We start from the raw sequence: 23,320 nt of genomic DNA, 5'->3' as shown, positions 1-23,320 counted from the left end.
TGCTTATATCCAGAAATGTCTGGTTTGCTGATGACGATTTTTTTTCAAAAACTCAATCAGATCGCTTGCTTTATTATCCAGATCTTGAGCGTCAGCTTTGTAGCCCGCCAGCGCAAAAGTTTTTAGTGCGCTCATCCAATTTTTATAACGCAATTCAAATTGCGCCAGAAAGGCAAATTCCAACCAGAAAAATTCTGGCATGACGTGAGCAGGAAGATGCTGTGCGATCAGATTTTCTATCCAGTTGCGACATTTCTGATCAGCATATCTTGCGGTAAATCCAGGCAGGATAACGCTGACACGATGGGCATAGAAATCATGTGAAATCTTACGATGTGTATTCTCACCGTGCGGGCGCAGTAAGATGTGCTCGACAAGATGAAATCCTTCACAATCCATACTTAGCTGGATGAAGGCGTGTTGCATGTGTTGCGCATACAGACTGATTTTTTCGGTCGGTAAAAGAAGAAGAGGCCAGATTTCTTCCGTTTGTACAGTCAGACATAACCATGCATGCGTGCGCCCAGCAGGCAGGGATCTGAAGCTAGCCCAATCGACTCCGGCACGCAGCAAGTATTCGCATACTTCCATATCAGGAAGGGTAAATGCCGGATCAGACACATAGTCAGCGGGTTTAGCAAGCGCTTTGGTATTTTCGTAGGCAATCGTGTTGGGGGCGTTGACTTGCTTCAGGCGTCCGTCTTTATAACGGTTATTGCTGACGAACTTAATTTTTCCCCGGAAAGCTTCCGTTAGTGAATTTACTTTTTTGTCATTGACTGAACCTGTCAGAATTTGCAGACGTTTCTGTAAAGGAGTCAGACTTTCAATATCCCATTCTTTTTGAACATTGATGGCACTGCCACGTCGGCTGCTGAGTTCACACAGGTGTTTTAAAAAATGTATTTTGTTGTTAATCAGATCCTGTTCCAGCTTTTCGTTTTGATAGTAGTTATAGCGCCGCAGCTCTTCAGTGGGAAATTCTTCGCCGTAGATGGCGAGCAATGAGTCCAATACCCGGCTGCGCCGGTCATAGACGTTATCTTGTCCTGTAATAATTTTTGCGACTTCTGATTCGTTTGCTTTTGATGTATATAAATGCTTGATGTCAGGAATTTCTGCGTTCGTAAGAAACTGCGAAAAATAACTACGATCCAGCGTTTTATCGATGGAATAAAGACTACGTATATTTTCTAATGACGCAAAGTAATTCGCCATCATTTGTTCGAATGGATAAAGGTAGGCCTTTAATTGACGTGCTCTGGCATGAACCTCTGGTGGCTCAGACTTTGGTACGCCGTAGTGATTGATGCCATAGATTGCAGGAGTATTTTCACCAAGAGAAATGTATTGTGCGAAGTCGCGGTGCTGCCCTTGAGGCAGTTGTATGATGTGATCGATTTTGCCTTTGTTGCGGCGAAATGCATTATGCTCAAATTCATATTTTTTTAAATACAAAGCGATTTGTTCACCGAATTCCCGAGTTTCATATTTGTTTTGCAGTGTGCTTTTCTGAACGGTTTTTTCATCATCATGACTCGCGTCCAGCGACGTGGTTCTTCCATGTACCAGACGCAGGGCGTGTATCTTTTCGCTTTGTTCAACGAAGTGCAATGCCGGACAGTTAATATCTTTGTGGCCGATATGCACCAGTTCTAAGTTATTCCCGTTTTCATCGACCAGAAACAGTGATTTGACATTTTTTACGCCTGGAATATGGCGTACTAACGTAATCAGCTTCATGACATCAATGTCGTAATTTTCCTGCGAAAAATCTTTTTCGTTGATATACCCATGGGTTGTCAAAGGCCCGCACAGAATTTCCTCCCATCGCAGGCCCTGATGTATGGCGTCTTCAAAACGTAAAATCTGGCTACCGGCGGTCATCAGTTTTGCGCAGCGGAAGTAAATGTCTGCGTAAATTTCGGCACGTGGACGGCTATCATCAATTTCGATTTCACCAGCTAATGTATAGGCTTGTGGAGTGACGATATGGATATCATCAATGTCGCGGCAGAGGTTGCGATGTTCTGATAACAAGCAGATGACATCATTGCGTAAGGTTTGCTGCACCTGACGAGTATCTTTTTGATTTGGAAGAAATAAGGATTCGTGAGGTTTGATGAAGACGGAAAACATGCCCGGTATCGAGTGATCATCATTGGCTGACAATATCCACACGTCCTCCACTTCCGGCAAGCTGTCGTAAATTAATTTACAAAAATCAAGATCGGTCAGCGCTTGATTGACGAAAATCTCTTGCGGTGCATAGAGCGCTAAGGCTTTGTAATTGATGCCGCCGTCTTGTCCGCATAAAAAGTCGCTGACGTCAAAATCGGTGCGGTAGACCAGATCGGTCAATCCGTAGCATAGTAATTCCAGCAGGGTGACGCCGGGGTCGTGCAAATTGTAATCTGTCCATTTTTCTTTGGACAAACTTTGCAAAAGTTCGAGACCCTGCATCCGGAGAGCATCGAAGTCGAGGCCGTCAGGATCTGCTTGCAGACGATCAATGTGATCTTTACTGATCACTTTCCTTTGCCTCCTGCATTTGCTGGTGCATGCTGTGTAACAGTCCGCTGACACGCTTGTAGGGCATTTCACCCAATACACTCAGAATCAGACGCAACTGACTGGCGCTGACGTTGATCGTACCGATATCGTCTTCATCCGATCCTTCGGGAAAGCTTGCCGCCGCTTGTTGGTTCAGATGTCCTATCGTTTCAAAAACTTCTTTAAAAGGCCGTTCAACCAGTGCTTCCAGTATCAGATTGCCCTGAGCAAGACTCAAAGAGAATGAAATCAAATCTTTCATAGATTAATTTTTAACCTTGCCTTTGGCATCGTACTGAGGAACCGGCTGACGCAATGGTTTCTGGTCACTTTCTAACATCAGGGTATCCAGCCAGAGTTGGGTCAGATGATATTTAATCCATACGTCATCACCGTAGCTGCAACCAACACGCATTTGTAATTTAAATTCAAATGGTTTCTCTGGATTGTCGTTGACCCATCGAAGTTCGATCCGGCTGCATTTATTACCGAAATGTGTTTGATGATAAGTGATGCTGCCGTTTGCATTAAACGCATTTAATGCAAACGCATGGGTCAGCGCATAACGGCCATCGCTGTCTTTTGCGCCGGCTCCGGCGATAACTTCCCATGCTTGGCAGCCGGTCATCGTTTCTGTAATGTCATACCAGCGACCATCGGCTGGCACAGCTAATTCTCCCTCGCGCCCGATGCGGCCGTGAGAGGCAATACAGCCAGCAACATCCAGTTCATGCTGTGGTTCGGTTTTACGAATGCCGACTGCTGTGCGATGCACGCCATCGGCGCCGGTTGTGCTGGATAAGGTAAGGAGTGCCTGATTGCGGGCATCTTGAATACTCAGATTGTCGCTAGATTTTTCCAGACCAAGAGACCAGAGTGCATTCCCGATATTAATATCCTTGTAAAAACTGACCAGTTTTCCATCGCGTAGTTGCGCGACTTTGAATCCTGCTTCCGGTGTTTTATCGAAACCTTCATCCAGCATATTCAGCATGGATTCGATTAAGTCAGAAAAATCTTCCTCTGTCGGCATTTTTCCATATTTAAACTGCTCTTGTAGCATCTGACGCGTTCTTCGGGTCATGTCTCTGTTCTCGCTGGAATAATGAATGTGGAACCTACTTTAAGCTCATTGATGCCAATGGCTTTCGCAGAGTGTTGTCCGGGTTTGTCGGCAATGACTATCCAGTGATCGTTAATTGGTACGGCGATACTCCAGGGATAACTCGGCTGCAGGTCTTTCTCCTGATGTAAAAAATTGGCGTTATCTTTTAATGCGTACAATAGTTCTGCGGAGCTGCCGACAGGGCAAATTTGCAACATGGATACGCCACTGACTTCATCGACATATTCAAGGTCATGCAGAAATGAAACGACGTTATGCTGCTGTATCGACCATCCGAAATGCCGATGCTGGCCGTGTACATTCCATGGTGAGAGGTAGTCGCAAATTGCCTGATTAATTTGCTCAATATAACGTCCGCCAAAACGGCTGTTATTGAACTCTGTTTTCAGTTTGATCGTGCAGCGCACTTGTATTTCTTCATACACCGGATTTTCTACGCTGATGGTCGCGTCAGGCGGGGCGTAAGTCTTGATGAAGCTCTGAATTTCATGAATCAGATGTCCGCTCAGATTCGGTTTCTGATTGCTATGCCCCCCCTGATTTAAGTGAGGAATAGGGACGATGAGAATATGCCCGGGCCGTATCAGTCTGCGCGAACCATAATCTGTACATAGGTTGGAAAAACACTTTACCTTATACACCTGAGGAAATTTTTCCAATATCAGCGATTCATAATCCGACGCAGTCAGACTGCGATTTTTATGACGCAGACGTTCGCTCGCTCTTGTACGGAATTGTGAAATGCTTTCTTCTGACTTCCCATCAAAACTGCATCTGATTTGCAATATCCTGTCGATGCCGGCGATATTCTTGCGGCTTTTGTTGATACTGAATGCCGGTAATACGGAGTTCAGTTTTTGCCCCTGATCGGCATCCCATGTAACTTTGATTGCCTGAGTATAGATACCGTACAGGCTGCAAAACCGTTCCAACCCTCGCTGAGCAGTGACTCTCAGCCAGAACATATCTTTTGGCAACACCGTATGATCGCTGTCGATATCGTCAGGTAACTGCAATTGTACGATGCCACTGGTCATGAATCCTTGCGTGGAGTCATCCAGAATTTGTGCCTGCTGTAATTTTTTCCAGCGATTGGATGATAAATATGACCAGGTCAGATTGGCATCTGCAATCTTTGTCATTGGCAGCGAATCTTCACGTAAATAGAAATAGAGACTCAACGGTCCGGAAAGGCGTTGTGCAGTTAAGCCAATTAATAAATTTCCTGTTGCGTCATAATCAGGAATCAAGGCAACATCTTTGTTATCGTGAAGCTGAATCGCCTCGTAACCGATGGGGTGGAGATGAATAAATTGTTCAGAAAAAAAAGAATGTGTCTCTGATTTATTGTGTTCGAAGCTTATTTTTGAACAGGCCTGGTAGTTCAAAACAATACGGCTGATTTGCGGCGTATAGGGCGGATTAGGCAAGGCTTTTTTCAGATTTAATTTTTTGGTCTGTGCATTGCTGGTCAGCGTTTGCGATAGCAAATGTGGATACTCCTGATGACCAAAAGCACCATCGGGAGCATTCAGACTGATTTTGAACATGCCGTTCATGGTTGCTGACGTATAGCTGAATGCGCTGCTTGCGGTCGTCTGAGGTGTCGGTAAACTCTGTTTGTAGAACGGGATCACTGAACGAAAACTGAGACGGTTTTCAGTACGCACTTGATTGCTGTGCGTTCCATCATCATTGGTTTGATGCTGAAACAGATTGTCATTGGCGCTTGCGCTGACCCACTTGCCATCGACCAGTACTGACATTTTTATCAGCACTGCGCCGGATTGAAGTGGTGAAACATAAGCACTGTAATAGCTGACGAATCCGCCTGGAGAGTTTGGTAATCCCGCCCACTCAACGTCAACCGAAACATCGCGTAGTTGCTTACTCAATATCTCTTCGCAACCCAGAACTAGGTAAGAGCCAATATCGGGGAGAGGGCCAAACGGTAAAAAAGGCGCGAGTGTACTGACTTGCCCTATGTGATTATGCAATACAAGCTGACGGCATCCATTGACGTGCACGTCGATTTGTATCTCGTCAAGAAACCACTGACTTAAAATATCGTAGGGATACGCATATTCATTCTGTGTCATCTCTCCCCGCAGAACGGGAAGGGCTGTCTGGAACCCCGCGCCGTGGATACTCTCCTGATATTCTGTGATCGCCGGAGCGCTGGGGGGCAGAGTGAATGTAATGGTCAGGCAGTTGGCGCTTAATTCCGGATTTAATCCTTGGTATTCAGGACGATATTCAGTGATCTGGTGCCAACCTGCAGCGCTGGTCAGTGAGAGACGAAACATACTGCGGACGAGTTTCACAAACACGTCTACATTCCTTAGCCGAGATGTCTGCCCATGCTGTGAATGTTTTTCCTGTTTCAAAATCTGATTAGCGATTTCTTTCAGACTGGACTCAAGAGTATATTTGCTGTTGTCGCGGAACTGGAATGTGAGGCATACGGTACGCTCGCCCTCGTGCATCAGCAACGTATGGCTTGCAATCGCAAAACCAAAACGAGCTGCGCTTCCTCCTGATACATGTTCCCCCGGTTTCGGCGCCCCCATCAGCGGAACTGGCGGCAGACTTTCATGCAGGGATTGTTCTCCATCTGGTGGCGGCGGCGTTATCGTTCGCAAATAGGTTGATTGCGTCCTCAGTAATTGAGATGCTGACGCATGCCGATCGAAAAAAAGAGTGTGTATAGCAGCAATTTTTGCATCGCTGAGTTGAGCATTGCTATCCGCTTTGTAAACAATGTCGCGTTGTCCTGCATCGTTTCCTGCAATGAACTCTGTTCCTTTTTCGATGAAAATCTGGCGTACGGCTGTATTGGTCTTGACGACGATATGCGCGCTGTCTGGCCGTTGTCGTTGCGGTTCCATGCCAAGAACCTGGCCATAATAAAAATCGATATGCTTATTGCTGAACCGGTTAAGCCGTTTTTTTAGTTTTTCAAAAAGACGTATGAAACTGATTAATAAGCTGACAGCCGGGTCGTGATTGCCGCTTGTAATGGACGTTGGTAATAGTTTCTTTACCCCGTTTTGCAACATGGTAATTGCCAGATTCAGCGTATGGAAATTATGACGAATCTGCGTCGTTGAGACAGTGAGTTTTTCTATCGGCGAATTGTCGGTTACTGAGTTTGCTGGCCATTCAACGAGTTCTTTAAATTGCTTGCTGAACAATGCATTCACATAGACTTTCAGTCCCGAAGGCGTACTGTTGATCAGGCTTTGAATTTCCCATTTCAGACCACGCAATATGCCTTCCAATAAGGTTTTGGCTTGGCTGGTGAGATTATTTGGTAAAAGGCTGAATGCGGTCAGCCATTGATTCAGCAAACGGAGAATCAGCAATGGTGAGTTGATCAGATCCCGATACGATGCATCTAACTTTGTTGCGATGTCGGTACGGAACCAGTCGCTGTAATCCGGCTCGCTTTGCAATCGATGTTCAAACTGCTTTGAGAGAAATTGTGTGTCAACAGCCAATATAGTCGCAATCAGCACTGTTTCATCCGCAGCGAAGAATTGGTACCAGTCGCCATCGGTATTGAGATCAGGCTGATAAAAATGCATCAGGCGTGCATATTCACTTGCGATAGCGAGGAGCTGTTCAAAGCGCATCTCGTTGAGATGGAAGTAGTCTCCACTTAATGCTGGTAGCTGGCGCTGTAACTGGCTGCGGCCATCGCTGATCATTAAATGTGACTTCATACCGATCCTGCTGAGGGCTTAAAGTTGCACATCGGTGCCTTCACGCAAGTAGAAGGGGTAGACAATATTGTGGCGGGTATTGGTGCTGATGATCGTGTAAAAAATCGTGAAGTTCAGTTTGCCTTCGTAAGCGTCAGACGCGTCAGTCACAATATTTTCAAGAATTACACGTGGTTCATAAAACAGGATGGCGCGCGCGATCATGTCTTTCAGAATCGTGACAGTGCTTTCATTGATATTTTCATAGACCTGATTTTTCAGTCCGCACCCAAAATTGGGTTGCATTACACGTTCACCGGGTGAAGTTGACAGTAGTATGAACAAACTTTGTCTGATATCTTCTTCTGCACTGACCATGACCACGTTGCCGCGCTTTGAGAATTCGGGAGGGAAATTCCAGCCAGTGCCAAGAAATGATATGTTTTGATTCATCTTATCTCCCGAATAAAATCAGCCACCGATCATGACGGTCGGAAAACCAAGCACGATATTTCCACCGTGTGCCGTCGTATCGCCCATTCTCGCTGCCGGTCGACTGCTGATCATGACTGTTGCACTACCTTTCACGATGCTGTCTGGAGGGCCGACGCAGACGCATAGATCTCCGACAACGGCTGCCGGTAATCCACCTATCAGCACATTCGGTACACAAGGTCCTGAAACTGGGCCGCCGACATGCGGGATCGGCGGCAGACCGGGAGTCACCATGGGGCAGACATGCATGTCGGTTATTCTTGCGGCTGGAGGCATAGTTATGACTTTCTTCCGTTTAGTTAATCATGACCATGGCGCCTTTGACCGTAGTCTGACCAGCAGCAGACAGCTCTGCGCTGGCGCTTCCTTTGGCGACGAAGCTGACGTTGGCAGTGCTGTTGATATTGAGACCTGTGGTTTTGACGTCCATCTGGGCGGCAATTTCGACATTTTGTACGGCTGAAATTGCTACTTTTCCTTTGGCATTGATGGTGATGTCTTTGGGACTATCCAACAAAATTCCGCTCGGGCTCAGCTCGACCTTGTTATTGTTCTGATCCTGAAGCAGGATGGATTTATCTTCGTCACTGATGACAACTTTGTTTTTACCCGGCGTAATCAAGGTAATAATTTTCTTTTCTTCGTCAAATTCGAGTTTCAGTTTGCTACGTGTGACGATCGCCTTAAAGTTATTTTCTGCGGCAAGCTCATACGGTGGTACATGTTTGCTGCTGTACAGGCTACCGAGAATGACTGGGCAGGATGGGTCATTGTTAAAGAACCCCAGAATGATTTCATCACCAATTTCCGGAATAATGAATGCACCAAAACCCGATGAGCCGTAAAAACTCGAAAACCGGGCCCAGACACCGACGGTAGCCGCATTCATTAATGGAATCGAAACTTGGATTTTGTATTGACCTTCAGGATCGGCATCAAGTTTCAGCACGATGCCTATGTGTAATCCGCTAATGCCTGCGGTCCATGCTGCTGCCTCTGGCGCTTGTATCTGATGTTCTTCGGTAAACCAATATGTCGGCATACCGAATTCAACCTCGGTGACCCAGTTACCGTCACTGACGCTGTGAATGACATTGCTCGCGATGACGTTTCCATTGAAATGTTTTCCCACGCCTTTCAGTTCCAGCAAAACGCCAGGTTTGACCAGCGCACTTCCCTGAAACTGCATCCGGCCACGAATTCGTGAGAGTGCGGCTTTAGTTTGCTGTGCTTTACTCCAGGCCGTTAATGCGTCGCTTTCCAATGGTGCTGCGGTCTGCAAACCAAAATCACCGGCATTCAATACTTCGGCAAGCGTCTTTGAGTCAAGATCGCCCTGACCAGTCAGCGTTTCCGGTTGTGCAGTTTGCTGCACGATGGCTAGTTTTGTCAGATCCCAGCTGGTGCTGGTGACGCTGCTTAATTGCCAGCAGGAGTCGAGTTCAGCCTGAAACTCTTGCAGATCAACACCATAAGTCAGCGTGAGAACTGGGCTTCCACTGGCTGCCGGTGCCGCGACACTCACTTTTCCGGCGTCAACATTGACAAGCAAACCATTCACTTCAGCGCGTGCCATCATGTAATCCCAATCCGTCACGTAGTACTGAACAAGTTCTTTATAGGTAACGGAAGTGCTATCGACGGTGGCGCTTAAACCTGCATGATTACTGATCAGCGTTGAAATGATTTGATTGTCCGTTTTGTTGACGTAGCTGGCATTCTTGCGCCCAACCGTCATTGCTAACGCCTTGTCTCGACACTCGATAATCAGCCGCGAATAGTTTTCCCCATTAATTTTTACGGCATGCTTAATAACGATGCCTTCAAAGATCACCTGAGTTTTCGAGTCATAGCCTGCACTGATAACGATTTTTGTGCCTGGTTTGAAATTCCCCGCATCGGCAACAGGAAAGTGCCCGTTTGGCATATCTCCATCCAGAATGGTGATTGTCGCAGAGGGAATACGATTAAAACTATGCCGGGTTTCGATAGAGACCACTTTGACCAAGTCTGGCATGCTCTGACCGTCGCAGGTAATCAGAAAACTCAGAACTCCTGTACTGTCGTTTAATGGAGAATTAGCCATGGTTGTTTATTTCAAATTAGTAATAGCATCGTCGGATATCTTTAGTTTGCCAATGGCGGAAACTTAAGCGTTGTTCCGGGTGTTAAATTGCGAAAAGAACTAAGACCATTGATGCGAGCGACTTCCATATAGTAGCTACTGTCGCGGTAAATTCTGTCGCATAACAGCGGCAGCGTATCGCCAGCTTTGACCGTGATCAGATGAGTCAGATCCGGTGAGCTTGCAGCCTTCTTTTTCCCCATTTCTCCTGGGCTGATGTATTCCACAAAGTTGAGTGTGATTTTTGCGCGCAGAGGTTCACCATTCGGTTTGAATAGTGTGTAATCAAATTTCATTCCTTCTGCCCGACCGTAAAAAATCAGACTGCCCCACACGATTTGTACAATAGGGGTTTCATGCTTTACGCCTACATAGCTGTAGATCGTGTTTCGCAAAGTTTGCACTTGTTCTTTTACCGTTTTTTTTGTGCCGAGAATGACACCCGTTCCATCCAAAATCAGCTCTTTGAGATTGAGTTTTTGTGGCTGGCTGGCATGAAATTTTGCCTCATTCCCAGCTTGACCCAAGGTCTGATTTTTTGCATATTTGATAGAAAAATCATGTCCGTATCCGGATGGATTAATCAGAGCCTCAAAAAACGGGCGACTGCTATCAACACTGATAGAGCCGTTTTCAGCGACGGTGCAGCCGGAAATTTTGAGCAGTGTTTTTTGCCCGGACACGATCAGCGCTCCCTCGGTTCACGTAAAAGACTTTGTACCATCTGCCGACACTCGGCCAGAATTTCGTCTTTGATGAGTTGTTTATCCACAATAACGTCATCCTCCTTATTCTGAGGATGATTCAGTATCGTCGTTTTGATAATCAGCTCTTTAATTTCTATCGACATGATTTCGCCAGATCATTTACTACGTTTCGAATAGGTATAGGCAAAAGTCATCTTCTCGATTGCCACTTCATTTTTTGTCGCGTTAAATCCTTCGACATCCCACTTAATGGGATAAGCATCTATGAATGCCCATGCCCGTAGTACTTGTCCATCTGCACCATTGAGTTTCACGATAATCGTTTGAGGAACGATCAACTTGATAAAGGCACCTTCCAATGTATCTTTGCACCATTTGACCAACGGTGAGTTGAGCATGGAAATACCGCGTTTTAATTCAAGGTTAGGATGTTTGATACTTTTTGGAAGCTGATGTACAAAACGGTTTTCTCCGCCTTCCGTAACAGCTTCCGTTTCCATCTCGAGACTGATTCCTGACACTTCGCTGAAGGAAGCATCAGGAACCTGTACGCCATTACCAAAGGTCACCGTGAAATAAAACGCGGCAGGAGGGTAGCCTTCCTCGAAATATTCACCAGTCATATCAATGCTTATTTATTAGCGATAGTCAGACCTTCGTGGACAATCTCGATTGATTCGATTGCCACTTCATTGCCTTCTGATTTCAAGTCGGTACTTGAAATCTTCGTTGGCCATGCATTGGTTAAAGTCCACACCATCGTGTCATTACCTTCTTCATCCAGCAGACTGATCGTGACCGGAACACGTTTGATGGTGTTCATCTTAATTTTGTTGAGCCAATCCCAGAACTTGTTATCACCTTTAAACACGCCTTTTTTCATCGTGATATTGCCGTATTTTTTCATGCCGGGCATTTTAATCACGGAGAAAACAGGGCTGTTTCCGTGGCGGTATTTAATTTCTTCTGACTGAACATCAAGACCGGAGACTTCCTGGAATGACATCTCATTGGAATCCCATTTCACGCGGAAATAGAATTTTGGCAAAGGCCATACATTCGCTGATTGTTTAGATCCATCATCTGCCATAACAAACCTCTTTAAGAAAGTAACTTTAAAAAATACGCTGATTAATAACGCAGTATTGCGTTATAAAAGCATTTTTAAGATTTCTGCATCTGCTGTTGGAACGTGATTTCAATGAATTCGGCCGGGCGACTCAGCGCAACCAGAATAGTGACCCGCAAAATGCCTTCCAGAATATCTTCAGCAGTCATCGTCTCTCCCAGACCTACATGCACACTGAATGCATCTTCCGGGCTTGCACCAGCCAGACCGCCGCGTTTCCAGATACCTGTCAGGAAATTGCTTGCCATGCTTTTGATCGTGACCCATGTGCCGCTGACATTCGGTTCGAAAACATAAGCTTTCGTTGCCAGGCGCAGGGATTCTTCCAGCATGATCATCGTCCGGCGCACGTTGATGTAGCGCCAGTCGAGACTATTGCCGTCCAGGGTTCTGGCACCCCAGACCAGAGTTCCTTCGCCGATGAAGCTACGGATTGCATTGATCGATTTACCCGCAGTTGTTACGTTCAAATCTTCTTGTTCGTCGTGGGTGATATTGACTGAAGGAGAAACAACCGACGCCAGGCTGACATTGGCAGGTGCTTTCCAGACGCCACGCGAATTATCGACCAGTGTATAGACGCCGGCCATGGCGGCCGATGGTGGTAACAGATTCAGCTTGACCTGAATGGCACTTAAAATTTTCACGTACAAAGGGCTGATCGTGAACAATGTTTTGTGCAATTCAGCAGGTGCTGAACTGATTTCTGCCTCTGCTTTCGTTTTTTTATCAGCGTCTTCTTTCGCTTTTTTCTTATCTTCATCCGACATTGCTTCTAACGCGGCTCTTTCCTTCGCTCTGTCTTCAGATGTCTTTTTAGCGTCAGCTTCTGCTGCTGCTTTTTTATCCGCTTTCAGTTTTTCAGCTGCGGCCAGCACCGATTCTATGCTGTCAATTTGCTCGTTATAAGCATCCTTCTTATCCTGATGCAGGGTGCTGATATTCACTTCTGCTTTCAGGCATTCGCTTAATTTTTTGAGATCAGCGATATTAGAAAAACCTAAATCAGAGAGTTGTACGATGGATGTGTTTGCCCAAGGATAGTAAGCCGAACCAAAGTCGAGAAAACTGGTGCCTAAAGCATTGCGGAATTTTGCGATGCAGTCACCATCGTCACGACGATCTTTGTAGCCATCATAGATATCAAGAATGGAGAAGCGATTTTTCATTTTTCCGCCACAGTGCATCAGGCTTGCCTGTTGCAGCGAAATGCAGTCATCCATGCTGAGGGACATCGCATCAGGAATGACGATCATCGTCGGTTCCTGTTCCTTGAGCAGTTCGTCAAATGCACTTTCCAGAGCGGCTTTTTCGATTTTTGCCTGATAGTCACCAACAGACACGACGTAGCATGCGCCGCCACCGTTCTGAAAGAACAACTTCATGCTGTAGTAAAGATAGTTGCGGTTTTTAGTGTTAAGTAACTGATATTCGTCGTCGCCAATTCTGAAATCGCTGTTAGGCGCATTTTTTACATTGGCGTCTTCACTCGGGAATGTATCGATGGCGAACTTATCATTCGGAGCACCACCAAAGAAATTGACGAATTCAGACATGGAGGAAATGCGCCAGGGCTTATTTTTAAGCGATGCTCCTTTGTTACTTGCTATTTCGGTGTATCCGATAAATGCAGGAACTGCAGTCGCAACCTCGACAACTGAGTTAGGAAAAGCATTTTTTTCTACGATATAGACACCAGGGGTTTTATACGCGCCAGCCATATGTATTCCTTTGAAAATTATTGATGAATATAAATTTCCGCAACGACGAATGAATGCCCGTCGGGACGTCTTTCTTTGCCAATATGCTGCACGTTGGCATTTGGTAATCGCTTCATTAATACTTTTCCTGTGACACCCTCTTCACACAGTTGAAAACGTTGTGACGGAATGCTTCTCATCGGCAGTGCCGCTTCAGAAACGAAGGCAACACTGGTCTTGCTAACTACCTGAGACGAAGGGATGAAGCGGATACCTTCGCCCTCATTGCTACTGTTCAAATCAATGATTTTTAATTTGCGCGATGCCAGTGCGCCTGAAAAAAAATATTTCCAATGGATGGGGCGCGCTTCCAGCTGTATCCTGAATTCTCTTGCATCAATTTTCCTCGTATTTACCGAAAAGTCATCCGTTATCGAAACTTGAAATAGCGGTTCTTTGGTGCTGACATAAGCGTTCTTTTTCGCGGCATTTTCGTTGACCATTTCTTCTGCCTGCAGCAGTTCACTTACACCGTCAGTCATTGCCGGGGAATTTTTGAAGCAGAGCGGTAGCGGTATTGGCCAGACCGTGTAGAAATTCATTAATGGGTCGTCAGAAAAGGCGGCAAAACTGAAGTTCCATTTTTCAGTGCGCGTGCGATTATTTTCAACGTCTCTGGTTTCTAGCCAGATCTCTGCGCCATCCGGGCATTTCCGTAGCAAGATATTTTCCCGTTGCATGAAAAGGGCACATTCCTTCGTTGGCTCAAAACGGATATGCGTACCTGCTCCCTGATCGAAAAAATCATGCCGTACATACACCGTAAATAAGCGCAGGTATTCGCTCACGATTGCATGCCCACTTCAAATGAGTGCTGAGTTTTTGTAATAACCGGTACCTGACCAATGATGGCTTCGCTATCGACGGTAATCATGCGGACTTTGTAAAAAACCGACGGCAGGTAGCGTCCGCCGAGCAGACTCCACAAATTATTTAAATCAGGAATTTTTAAATTTTCTATGTCCAGTATCAGTTTTTCGATACGTGGGTCGAGACCGGGGCTGTTTTTATGATCGAATGAGGCTTGTTGCTGAAAAAAGCTGATTGCCTGAGAAATAGATTTAAGTGCTTCAGCGTAATTGCCTGCGCCGAAATTTGCCGCCATCATCACATATAAGTTCAGATATAAAGGGCTGCTTTGGACTATCTGGCGTTCATCTTGCGTGCGCGTTATCTGGTTCGCGCGATAAGGCAGGGTGTCTTTTTCAATATTAACCAGTGTCAGTACCAGTTTATTGTTGGCTTGCGCTGCTGCTGTTCCATCCGTTTCAAAGAGATTCGATACAACAGCAATATCTTCTATCAGTTGAAAGTTATTTTTGAACTGTTGATTCAGTTGTCCGGCGAGGTGACTTAATGCAGCGTTAATCATCTGTAACTCCGCGGCAGATAGCAGAGAAATAAACAAATGTTAAACGGAACAAAATTCGTAACATGGTTGCGTTCTTTCTCTCAGTTGACGCGGACACTGCTCACTTTTTATTATTTTTATTCGATTTAGTTTGAAATTGTTTTTTAGTAAACGTTGCGTGATTATCTATATTTTTATTGTTAATTTCAATAGTGAAAAGAAAAACATTTTTGTTGATATTTTTAAATGCTTGATAGAAACACGTGACAACGAGGCGCAGCCTGAATGTGGGGCCGGTTTTTATCTGTTAAGAACGGCTAAAAGTGAGCCTTTTATCTAAAATGTGTTGCTTAAATGCACGTTGCACCTTGCCACCTCCTGCAAATTTGAAGTGAACACAGATGTTTTATTTCTCCTTGATTTGTTCGCCCGGATTCCTTTCATTTTCCTGTCTGGTGCGTAGTTTGATCCGGCGCTGCTATGATGGCGACCGTTCACCGTTTCTCAAACTGACATCTCAAATGAATGCATTGATTCACGCCAGCTTTGGCGTTTCTGATTTTTGGACTTTTCTGTTAGGGACGATCTTCATTGTTTTACTGCCAGGCCCTAATTCACTTTATGTACTCAGCGTCGCGGCGCAGCGTGGCGTGCGCGCAGGCTATCGCGGTGCTTGTGGAATATTTGTCGGTGATCTGGTGTTGATGGTGCTGTCCGCAGGTGGGATGGCGGCGCTGTTGAAAAGCAATGCGGGTTTGTTTTATGCGGTGAAATATGTTGGCGCTGCTTACCTCGGCTGGATAGGTATTCAGATGTTGCTGCATTGCCTGAAAATGCTGAAAACACGGCAGGTGGTGGTAGCAGCAAAGGAGCTTCCGGTGCAGGCCGGTGACCCGTTTGCTAAAGCCCTGATCATCAGCCTGATGAATCCCAAAGCGATACTGTTTTTCATCTCCTTTTTCATCCAGTTTGTTGATCCGGAATTCCACGCGCCACTGTTGTCATATTACCTTCTGGGGCTGATTTGTCAGTTGAGCAGTTTTACGTATCTGACGTTGATTATTTTTGCTGGTGCCAGACTTGCAGAGTCTTTCCGTCAGCGCCGGCGGCTTTCTGCGGCCATGTCGGGCGGTGTCGGTGCGATGTTTATCGGTTTTGGCCTGAAACTGGCGACGGCGACTCTTTAGACTCCTTAAGGCGCTTAATGCTGATGTATAACAATTATTTTTATCGTTGTTTGCCTCAGATACATTGCAAAATCATTGTCTCGCGTTGATTGTTTCTACTGTTTTCTTTGCAGTCTGGCGCTGGTAGAAAAATGCTGGCTGCGCTGTGATTATTCCGAGGAATTATGCCCGCTGTTGAACCCAATCTGAATAATATGGCCAATCCTGTGCAGCACTATCTGATGGCGACGCGGCCAGCATTTCTGATGGTGACCTTGTTTGCAGGGTTGATTGGCCTCGCCAGCGCTTATGCCGATGGTGTGCAGATCAATTTGTTGACGGCAGGGATGAGCTTGTTGTTTGGTCTGGTGGCGCATGCCGGTATTAACGTCCTCAATGATTATTACGATGCACTGAACGGCACGGATGAAGCGAATAATGAGCGTATTTTTCCTTTCACCGGCGGCAGTCGTTTCATTCAGAACGGCGTCTTATCTCGTCGTGAAACTGCAATCTTCGGCGGCATACTGATGTTGCTTGTTGTCGTCGCCGGAATCTGGCTGATGCTGGTGTCTGACGCTGCCCTGTTATGGATAGGCGCTGCCGGTCTATTCATAGGCTGGGCGTATTCAGCACCGCCGTTTAAACTCAATAGCAGAGGGCTGGGGGAAATCGGTGTGTGGGCCGGATTTGCCCTGATTGCGATCGGGAGTGATGTTGTCCAGCGCGCTGCCTTCTCCGTCAAACCTGTGATTGCGGTTGCCAGTTACGCATTGTTGGTCACAAATCTCTTGTTCATCAATCAGTTCCCGGATGAAAAAGCCGATGGCATTGCCGGTAAACGTCATTGGGTTGTACGTCTGGGGCATCACAAGGCTCGCTGGCTATATGCCATTATCGCGGCAGCCGCATATCTCTGGCTGGTAGCGGCGGTGTGGGCTGGTGCTTTACCGCGATTTGCTTTGCTGGCTTTGGCGTCCGCAGTGTTATCGTTACTCGCGGCCAGAACCCTGATTCAACATTCCGCGACGCCGTCGTCGCTGACACCGGCGATACGACAGACCATCGCCGCGGCAGCTTTACATGGCTTACTTTTGTCGATTGGTATAGCTGCTGCAGTCGTGTTCTGATCAGGCGCACTGATCGGTAAAAAAAGCATGCAGAAAAGGGTGTATTTACTTTTCAGATGGTTGCGGGCTGAGCTGAAAGTCTTGTCGGCGGTAGCCAAGTGACTCGGCTTTTTTCCATAACTGCTGTAGTGTTTCCTGCTTCAGTGTCGGCGTGCGGGCAAGTATCCAGCCGTATTTTCTGGATGGTTCACCAACCAGTACCCATTGATAGTCGGGGTCCAGATCAAGTATCCAGTAATCGCCGTAAAAAGGCCGGAAAAAACTGACACGCAATTTTGCGTTATTGCTGCCAGCGACTGGCTCCGCAACACCGATAGCTTCTTCCATGCTGCGATCTGCTTTGCGACAACGATTGATCACGCGAATACTGTCACCCTGTGGAACATATTCCGCCGTGGTGTCACTGACGCACATGGATTGAAAACGATTGGGTATCAGGGCGATCTGATGCCAGGTTCCCTGATAGCGTTGCAGTTTTACTTCACTGACCACCGGCAGCGGCGGATAGGAGGCGCTGGTACATGCCGCCAGTTCCATGGCCGATGCGATGACAAGCACAAACTTCATCAAAGTGCTCAATGGTTTTACTGGTTTTAATGGTTTGTGCATGGTGATGCTCTTGTGATCGGTAAAAGAAAATGTCTTGAATCTGAATGGCGTCAGCTGCGAGGTAACAGATTTTACGTATTTTACGTAACCGACGTTTTTCGCGCTGGCAGTGTAGTTTTTCGCTGCGCGTAGTGTTGTTTAGAGTCTCGTCTCTAATGTCCGGAATACATTCCTTTCTTCATAGTGTTTTGATTTGTTTTGCCGCTGCCCCAGGGCTTGATCTGTGCGATGAGGTGAAGTTTTTTTGTTGCATTGCAAGTTGACATCATCGTCATTGATTTCGATACTGCGCTGCGATCTTCCTGTCTCCGTCATTGGTTTTTAGCTTCGCATTGATGCTCGTTGGACGGCTGGATTGCTTCTGTTTTCTGATCTCTGTATTCCATGGTTTTTCATCCAGGCAGCACTCGACAAGGAGTTGAATGATGAAGTTAATGCGGATAATGATTACCCTGATGCTGTTATCGCTGGCTGCGATATCCAGCATCGCCAGTGCCACTAATTACACCTTGTGGATTAATGGTCGCGGCGGTGGCGGTGTGGTTGGTGACTACAACAGTTTTACTTACTGGGGACCTTCGTCCACTGCGGCTGGCGTGAATAAAAAAGCGGTCAACTGGGATGGCTACAACAGTATCGCATCCGAAAACAGCAAGATACGCGACGCGCTGGATTGCTTCTGTACCGGCAGTAACTGGTGTTATGTGGCGACCCACAGCGCTGGCGATCTGATGCTGGGTTATACGCTGGCAAACTATGGCGGCTCGACACGTACCAAGAAAAATGCAGTGGCCAATTCATCCGGTCAGTGTGGTAACAGTGACGGTACAACGCAGGTAGGTTGGAACATCAAGTGGGTCAGAACGGCATCTGGCGCCGGTGGTGGCTCGGAACTATCGGACGTTGGCTCCTGGGCGGTATCAGAGCCATTGGTGAAAGATCTGAAAACGACGACCGCCAGAGCGATGTACAACCATAATGAAACCCGCAACGTCTGGTTCTATATGTATGCCGGCGCGAAAGGTACTGTCTATTCGGGAATTCTGCCCGGACAGGATGATGAGGCCGTGGCTTATCACAGCACCGGTGGCGTGGCAGGTTCTGCCGGACAATCCTTATGCAATCCGAGTGACTGGCTATGCAATGACCTGACGCTGGGAACGGCGGCGAATGAGGGCGGCTCAGTCAAATGGAGTTATCACTCGGTCAGTTTCAGAGATGATGCGGAGGCCTACAATCACTATGCCAACAGTAACTGGCAGGGCATTATTTCAGTAGTACGAGCGGCGATGGTAAGTAATGCGACGTAATCAGCAATGTATTGAGCAACTTATCTGATGTCACGTAAACCAGCATCCTCCGAACGCCATCAGCACCGCCGAGCTAAGCCACCAGTCGATAGTGGTTCACCTTCCGGTGCCGGTGGGTTTGGTCGCTATAAATTCATCGCCATCATTGCTTTGCTGGTAGTGGTGATGGCGGCTGCTGGCTGGAACTGGTTTCCTGAAGCACCTGCTGGCCAGGTCGTTGCAACGACAGCAAAGAGTGAAGGTTTTCTGGCGATGCCCGCCGCTGCTGGTGCACTGTCAGCAGCAGCGGCCTTACCGAAGGACGCGCAACGCCAACTGCTGGTCGCACAACTGGAACAAGCCGATCAGACGCTTTGTAATTATGTGGAATCAACCCGTTACCCGAATCATTCCCGCCCGATGAGCGAACATCCGGATCAGGTTTACCCTAACCAGCCGGTCGCAGAATCGCATCCCATGCGGAAAAAAGGTGGTGGTACGGACAAAGAAATTCAGATCCAGACGACGCAATCGCGTGTTTATCTGGCGGCAGGTGAAGCCGCCATATTCACCATCAAAGCGACCGATCTGAGTGGCAAACCGATCACACTCAGTGTTGATAAAGCGATCGCGCGCGGGCTGGTGTATGCGGGTGGTCGAGAAACATCGCCCGTACCCGTACCCATGTCGGACAGCGGCCGCGAGGGTGATGCGATTGCTGGTGATGGTATTTTTAGCGGTATGTTGGCTCCGGCCCAGACCGGCTTCGCCAGTTTTAACGGTACGATACGCACAGAATTAAATTATGTCGTGAATGGTCAGACTGGTTTTGTTTTTTTCGATGTCATTTATTCGTCGGAAACACCGGCCATCTGGACAGGTAATATTCGCGAATCGACCGAAGGTGGCTCGCTCAAGTTTATTCTGAAAGCCAATGTCAACACGCCCGGACGTTACATCGTCAATGGCCGAGTCGATGATGCGAAAGGAAAGCCGTTTGCACTGGTCACTTTTAACGACCTGCTGCCGCAGGGCAGTAATGATATTCCGCTGACGGTGGTTGGTAATCTGCTGCGCGACCAGCAACCGACCATGCCGTTGACCTTGCGTGATGTTGATGCGTATTTGCTGAAAGAAAATACCGACCCTGATCGTGCATTGATGCCGCGTCTGGAAGGCAGCGCCTATGTCAGTAAAACCTATCCGCTGAAGACATTTTCGGATGCCGAATGGAGTAGCGAAGAGCGCAGTCGCTACATCACCGAATTCAGCAAAGATGTGGCGCTGGCCAAATCTGCTTTGCTGCAATTTGATCCTGAGCAGGAGCGCAAACCTTTACCGCAGAGTGAATGCAGCAGAAATAAAAAGCCGAAAAACTAGGCATGCAGATGCAGCCGGTTTATCGTCTGTCAAAACAGGCCGCAGCGATGGTGGTATCGTGTGTTTTCTCATTGCTCGGTTGCCAGTTCATGCGATCTGACATGATGCAGCCGTAGCCATTCAGCGTCATCGGCAAGGATGTGATCTTGCGTTTCCAGGAGAACTATTATGCGTTTGAAAGATAAAAACATCATCATCACTGGCGGTGCCAGCGGCATCGGGCTGGCGACGGCGGAGCGTTGTCTGCAAGAAGGCGCGAATGTAGTGATGGCTGATTTGCCGGGTGCTACCCATGAACAACTGGCGCGTGATCTCGACGCGCGCTTCACCGGGCGCTGCCTGTTTATCGCGGCGGATGTCAGCTCGACCGCGCAAGCCGATGCACTGATTGCGGCGACGGTTGCCGCGCTGGGCAGCGTTGATGGTGTGTTTAATAATGCCGGTATCGGCGGCCTCAGCCCGGCGGATATCTACACTGATGAAGAGTTTTTGCGCGTGATCGATATCAACCTGATGGGCGTGTTCCGGATTGCCCGCGCTGCCTTACATCAGATGTATCAGCAGGGCAGCGGCAGCATCGTTAATTGCGCATCGATACTCGGTGTATTCGGTCAGAGCATGACGGCGGCCTATTCTGCGGCAAAAGGTGGCGTGGTTAACCTGACCCGCACGCTGGCGTTGGAATCGGCGGCAAAAGGTGTGCGGGTAAATGCTGTTGCGCCAGGTTATATCGACACACCTTTACTGTCGTTGTTGGACGATCATATGCGCAAAGCGTTGATCAGTCTGCATCCTGTTGGGCGCCTCGGACGGCCAGAGGAAGTGGCGAATGCGGTTGTGTTTTTGCTGAGTGACGAAGCCAGTTTTGTGACCGGTGCCAATTTGCTGGTCGATGGCGGTTTTACGGCAGGCAAATCCTGATTTTTCACGCCGCGATGTGCGAGGCCGCAACGCGGCCTTTTTTGTCTTTTTATCTGCCCAAACGGCTTAAATATACTGGGGGGAGTATTTTATAAGCCCCTTTATTGACGCTGAGATTAGAGCGAAATGAATGGATACTCCCCATTTTTGATAAAAATCAGGGCTCGCCGCAAGAGGCTGGCCGTTAACGCATCAGCCAGCGTCGTATCGCAAAACTCAAAGCATCCACCAGCGCAACCAGTATCAGCATGGCGATAATGACGGTCGCCGCGGTCGGCATCTGAAACAGCGACAGATGATATTTCAGCATTTGCCCGAGTCCACCTGCTCCGACGACACCAAGGATAGCTGCAGCGCGGATATTATTTTCCCATCGATACAAAGTGTACGACAGCATTTGCGGCAAACCTTGTGGCAGGGTCGCATACAGAAATGCATTGCCAGCGCTGACGCCGTTCGTGCGCAAAGTTGCTTCCGCGTGTGGCGGCAAATTTTCCAGTGTTTCCGCGAATAGGCGGCCAAGCACACCGGTGGTATGCGCCGCCAGCGCGACGGTGCCTGCAAATGGCCCCAGCCCGGCGGCGATCAGCATGATAGATGCCCATACCAGTTCAGGAATTGCCCGCAGAATATTCAGTATCAGTCGCATACTATGCATGGCGACGACGCCGAAACGGCCGCTGGCGGGCAAGGCCATCACTAAGCCCAGCAAGGCGGCAATTAATGTGCCGAGGGCGGACATTGCCAGTGTTTCCAGTGCTGCGAAAAATACCTTGTGCAACAATCCGCTGCCGGTATCCGGCGGTGTGAAACCGCGCAAGAATTCTGCCGATGTGCGGATCGCCTCTTCGCTCAGCAGTGCGCGCCAGTCGATTTGCAAACTGTAAAAACTGGCGGCCACCAGCAGTAACAGCGTCAGCAATACCAGTGCCGCATTGCGACTGATAAGCGCCGGTGCTGGCGGTAATTCAAACCGATCTGCCTGCTTGATAGGCGAGGGTTTAATCATTCCAGACCTTTGCGGAAAAACTGACTGAGCGTATCCGCCGCCGCAACTAACAAGACGAACACGATCAGCATCGTCGATACTTCGGCACCTGCCAGCATTTTCATGGATTCGTCCATACGCTGACCTAATCCACCCGCGCCGACGAAGCCCATCACGACCGAACCACGTATCGCACATTCCCAGCGATACACCGTGTATGACACTAATTCTGATGCGGCATTCGGCAGCGTGCCGTATAAAAATGCCGCCAGCCGCGAGCCGCCATTTTCGAGTAACACCTGGGTTGCCTGCGGTTCGCTGGCTTCGATAATTTCAGCATACACTTTGCCCAGCATGCCGCAGTAGGTGAGGGCGATTGCCAGTACGCCTGCGGTCGGGCCGAGCCCGACGATGCGCACGAACAGCAAAGCCCAGACCAGCTCGGGAACGCTACGTAACAACACCAGCAGCCAGCGCACGCTTTGTCGCAAACCGTGCGCGATGAAATGCATGCGGCCTGTGCCGATGCGGGAAATGGATAATTGCTCATTCACCACCAGCGTCATCGGGATCGCGGCGGCGATCGCTAAAGTGACACCGGCGGTTGCCATGGCGATGGTTTGCCAGGTCGCTTCCAGCACAATCAGTAAAAATTCTTTGTCATGCGCTGGCGGGAAAAAATTGGCAAGGAAACGTCCGGTGGCGCTGAGGCTTTGTGCATCCATCAGTGCCCAGGGCCGGAATTCGGTTAACTGCAAAATCGGCCAGAGCACGATCAACGCCATTACGGCCAGCGTGATGCGGCTGCGCCACGCCGGGTCACGCGACATTTCTGACGTGATCGCATGAGCAGGGGATGATGTCTCAGTAACTGTGTGCATGGCCGC

At 48.0% G+C, this 23,320-nt stretch carries 22 protein-coding genes; 5 read left to right on the top strand and 17 right to left on the bottom strand.

Features of this window, described 5'->3' with window-relative positions; translation table 11 throughout:
• Window positions 1-3: 3 nt before the first annotated feature.
• The 14 genes from KDM87_RS08590 to KDM87_RS08525 all read right to left on the bottom strand — a co-directional run bounded on the left by KDM87_RS08590 (window position 4) and on the right by KDM87_RS08525 (window position 14,971).
• Complete coding sequence (locus tag KDM87_RS08590) at window positions 4-2,532, bottom strand: hypothetical protein (RefSeq protein WP_212678640.1); 2,529 nt, start codon at window positions 2,530-2,532, stop codon at window positions 4-6.
• Complete coding sequence (locus tag KDM87_RS08585) at window positions 2,522-2,815, bottom strand: hypothetical protein (RefSeq protein ID WP_212678639.1); 294 nt, start codon at window positions 2,813-2,815, stop codon at window positions 2,522-2,524. Before KDM87_RS08585 ends, KDM87_RS08590 begins: the two co-directional genes overlap by 11 nt.
• 3 nt (window positions 2,816-2,818) lie before the next feature.
• A complete protein-coding gene (locus tag KDM87_RS08580) occupies window positions 2,819-3,637 on the bottom strand; it encodes a hypothetical protein (RefSeq protein WP_212678638.1) in 819 nt (272 codons plus the stop codon).
• Window positions 3,634-7,404: a baseplate J/gp47 family protein gene (locus KDM87_RS08575; protein ID WP_212678637.1), complete on the bottom strand. Its 3,771-nt coding sequence runs from the start codon at window positions 7,402-7,404 to the stop codon at window positions 3,634-3,636. Before KDM87_RS08575 ends, KDM87_RS08580 begins: the two co-directional genes overlap by 4 nt.
• An 18-nt stretch (window positions 7,405-7,422) precedes the next feature.
• Window positions 7,423-7,836 (bottom strand): GPW/gp25 family protein, encoded by a 414-nt coding sequence (locus KDM87_RS08570; RefSeq protein WP_212678636.1) that lies wholly within the window; start codon window positions 7,834-7,836, stop codon window positions 7,423-7,425.
• Window positions 7,837-7,854: 18 nt separating this feature from the next.
• Window positions 7,855-8,154, bottom strand: coding sequence for a PAAR domain-containing protein (locus KDM87_RS08565; protein WP_212678635.1), 300 nt, complete (start codon window positions 8,152-8,154; stop codon window positions 7,855-7,857).
• Between the two features lie 19 nt (window positions 8,155-8,173).
• Window positions 8,174-9,964 carry a type VI secretion system tip protein VgrG gene (vgrG, locus tag KDM87_RS08560; RefSeq protein WP_212678634.1) on the bottom strand — a complete coding sequence of 597 codons (1,791 nt, stop codon included), beginning with the start codon at window positions 9,962-9,964 and terminating at the stop codon, window positions 8,174-8,176.
• Between the two features lie 41 nt (window positions 9,965-10,005).
• The gene (locus tag KDM87_RS08555) at window positions 10,006-10,686 is read right to left on the bottom strand and encodes a CIS tube protein (protein WP_329604912.1); all 681 of its coding nucleotides are present in this window, start codon (window positions 10,684-10,686) and stop codon (window positions 10,006-10,008) included.
• A gap of 2 nt (window positions 10,687-10,688) precedes the next feature.
• A complete protein-coding gene (locus tag KDM87_RS08550; protein ID WP_212678633.1) occupies window positions 10,689-10,853 on the bottom strand; it encodes a DUF5908 family protein in 165 nt (54 codons plus the stop codon).
• 12 nt (window positions 10,854-10,865) lie between these two features.
• Window positions 10,866-11,333 (bottom strand): phage tail protein, encoded by a 468-nt coding sequence (locus KDM87_RS08545; RefSeq protein WP_212678632.1) that lies wholly within the window; start codon window positions 11,331-11,333, stop codon window positions 10,866-10,868.
• 8 nt (window positions 11,334-11,341) lie between these two features.
• Complete coding sequence (locus KDM87_RS08540; RefSeq protein ID WP_186883737.1) at window positions 11,342-11,800, bottom strand: phage tail protein; 459 nt, start codon at window positions 11,798-11,800, stop codon at window positions 11,342-11,344.
• 74 nt (window positions 11,801-11,874) lie between these two features.
• Entirely contained in the window at window positions 11,875-13,560 is a 1,686-nt protein-coding gene (locus tag KDM87_RS17730) for a phage tail sheath family protein (protein ID WP_230407638.1), read from the bottom strand.
• A gap of 17 nt (window positions 13,561-13,577) precedes the next feature.
• Window positions 13,578-14,387 carry a hypothetical protein gene (locus KDM87_RS08530; RefSeq protein WP_212678631.1) on the bottom strand — a complete coding sequence of 270 codons (810 nt, stop codon included), beginning with the start codon at window positions 14,385-14,387 and terminating at the stop codon, window positions 13,578-13,580.
• On the bottom strand, window positions 14,384-14,971 hold the full coding sequence (locus KDM87_RS08525) for a Pvc16 family protein (protein ID WP_212678630.1): 588 nt from the start codon (window positions 14,969-14,971) through the stop codon (window positions 14,384-14,386). The genes KDM87_RS08530 and KDM87_RS08525 overlap by 4 nt, the downstream gene beginning before the upstream one ends.
• Before the next feature lie 500 nt (window positions 14,972-15,471).
• Between KDM87_RS08525 and leuE the strand changes: the two genes are divergently transcribed.
• Window positions 15,472-16,137 carry a leucine efflux protein LeuE gene (gene leuE, locus KDM87_RS08520; RefSeq protein WP_212678629.1) on the top strand — a complete coding sequence of 222 codons (666 nt, stop codon included), beginning with the start codon at window positions 15,472-15,474 and terminating at the stop codon, window positions 16,135-16,137.
• 164 nt (window positions 16,138-16,301) lie between these two features.
• Window positions 16,302-17,246, top strand: a complete 945-nt coding sequence (locus tag KDM87_RS08515; protein WP_212678628.1) for a prenyltransferase — start codon at window positions 16,302-16,304, stop codon at window positions 17,244-17,246.
• A 45-nt stretch (window positions 17,247-17,291) separates the two neighbouring features.
• Here the strand turns inward: KDM87_RS08515 and KDM87_RS08510 are convergent, their stop codons facing one another.
• The gene (locus KDM87_RS08510) at window positions 17,292-17,855 is read right to left on the bottom strand and encodes a lipocalin family protein (RefSeq protein WP_230407637.1); all 564 of its coding nucleotides are present in this window, start codon (window positions 17,853-17,855) and stop codon (window positions 17,292-17,294) included.
• A gap of 422 nt (window positions 17,856-18,277) precedes the next feature.
• On the opposite strand from KDM87_RS08510, the gene KDM87_RS08505 reads away from it, so the two are divergent.
• The 3 genes from KDM87_RS08505 (at window position 18,278) to KDM87_RS08495 (ending at window position 21,445) form a co-directional block, all read left to right on the top strand.
• Window positions 18,278-19,165, top strand: a complete 888-nt coding sequence (locus KDM87_RS08505) for a hypothetical protein (protein WP_212678627.1) — start codon at window positions 18,278-18,280, stop codon at window positions 19,163-19,165.
• Window positions 19,166-19,192: 27 nt separating this feature from the next.
• Window positions 19,193-20,524, top strand: a complete 1,332-nt coding sequence (locus KDM87_RS08500) for a choice-of-anchor X domain-containing protein (protein WP_212678626.1) — start codon at window positions 19,193-19,195, stop codon at window positions 20,522-20,524.
• A 168-nt stretch (window positions 20,525-20,692) separates the two neighbouring features.
• Window positions 20,693-21,445, top strand: coding sequence for an SDR family NAD(P)-dependent oxidoreductase (locus KDM87_RS08495; protein ID WP_212678625.1), 753 nt, complete (start codon window positions 20,693-20,695; stop codon window positions 21,443-21,445).
• A 184-nt stretch (window positions 21,446-21,629) separates the two neighbouring features.
• Here the strand turns inward: KDM87_RS08495 and phnE are convergent, their stop codons facing one another.
• Entirely contained in the window at window positions 21,630-22,454 is an 825-nt protein-coding gene (gene phnE, locus KDM87_RS08490; protein ID WP_212678624.1) for a phosphonate ABC transporter, permease protein PhnE, read from the bottom strand.
• On the bottom strand, window positions 22,451-23,314 hold the full coding sequence (locus KDM87_RS08485; RefSeq protein WP_230407636.1) for a PhnE/PtxC family ABC transporter permease: 864 nt from the start codon (window positions 23,312-23,314) through the stop codon (window positions 22,451-22,453). Before KDM87_RS08485 ends, phnE begins: the two co-directional genes overlap by 4 nt.
• Window positions 23,315-23,320 lie beyond the last annotated feature (6 nt).

It is taken from the genome of Cognatundibacterium rivi, from assembly GCF_018139565.1.
GTDB lineage: Bacteria > Pseudomonadota > Gammaproteobacteria > Burkholderiales > Burkholderiaceae_D > Undibacterium > Undibacterium rivi.
This window is presented reverse-complemented; position numbering and strand designations above follow the sequence as displayed.

Coding starts and splice junctions, on each gene's coding strand:
- KDM87_RS08525 (WP_212678630.1), bottom strand. CDS start 14,971: ATGATTAACGCTGCATTAAGTCACCTCGCCGGACAACTGAATCAACAG.
- KDM87_RS08505 (WP_212678627.1), top strand. CDS start 18,278: ATGATGAAGTTAATGCGGATAATGATTACCCTGATGCTGTTATCGCTG.
- KDM87_RS08565 (WP_212678635.1), bottom strand. CDS start 8,154: ATGCCTCCAGCCGCAAGAATAACCGACATGCATGTCTGCCCCATGGTG.
- KDM87_RS08545 (WP_212678632.1), bottom strand. CDS start 11,333: ATGACTGGTGAATATTTCGAGGAAGGCTACCCTCCTGCCGCGTTTTAT.
- KDM87_RS08495 (WP_212678625.1), top strand. CDS start 20,693: ATGCGTTTGAAAGATAAAAACATCATCATCACTGGCGGTGCCAGCGGC.
- KDM87_RS08510 (WP_230407637.1), bottom strand. CDS start 17,855: ATGCACAAACCATTAAAACCAGTAAAACCATTGAGCACTTTGATGAAG.
- KDM87_RS08485 (WP_230407636.1), bottom strand. CDS start 23,314: ATGCACACAGTTACTGAGACATCATCCCCTGCTCATGCGATCACGTCA.
- KDM87_RS08540 (WP_186883737.1), bottom strand. CDS start 11,800: ATGGCAGATGATGGATCTAAACAATCAGCGAATGTATGGCCTTTGCCA.
- KDM87_RS17730 (WP_230407638.1), bottom strand. CDS start 13,560: ATGGCTGGCGCGTATAAAACCCCTGGTGTCTATATCGTAGAAAAAAAT.
- KDM87_RS08575 (WP_212678637.1), bottom strand. CDS start 7,404: ATGAAGTCACATTTAATGATCAGCGATGGCCGCAGCCAGTTACAGCGC.
- KDM87_RS08515 (WP_212678628.1), top strand. CDS start 16,302: ATGCCCGCTGTTGAACCCAATCTGAATAATATGGCCAATCCTGTGCAG.
- KDM87_RS08500 (WP_212678626.1), top strand. CDS start 19,193: ATGTCACGTAAACCAGCATCCTCCGAACGCCATCAGCACCGCCGAGCT.
- phnE (WP_212678624.1), bottom strand. CDS start 22,454: ATGATTAAACCCTCGCCTATCAAGCAGGCAGATCGGTTTGAATTACCG.
- vgrG (WP_212678634.1), bottom strand. CDS start 9,964: ATGGCTAATTCTCCATTAAACGACAGTACAGGAGTTCTGAGTTTTCTG.
- leuE (WP_212678629.1), top strand. CDS start 15,472: ATGAATGCATTGATTCACGCCAGCTTTGGCGTTTCTGATTTTTGGACT.
- KDM87_RS08570 (WP_212678636.1), bottom strand. CDS start 7,836: ATGAATCAAAACATATCATTTCTTGGCACTGGCTGGAATTTCCCTCCC.
- KDM87_RS08585 (WP_212678639.1), bottom strand. CDS start 2,815: ATGAAAGATTTGATTTCATTCTCTTTGAGTCTTGCTCAGGGCAATCTG.
- KDM87_RS08580 (WP_212678638.1), bottom strand. CDS start 3,637: ATGACCCGAAGAACGCGTCAGATGCTACAAGAGCAGTTTAAATATGGA.
- KDM87_RS08550 (WP_212678633.1), bottom strand. CDS start 10,853: ATGTCGATAGAAATTAAAGAGCTGATTATCAAAACGACGATACTGAAT.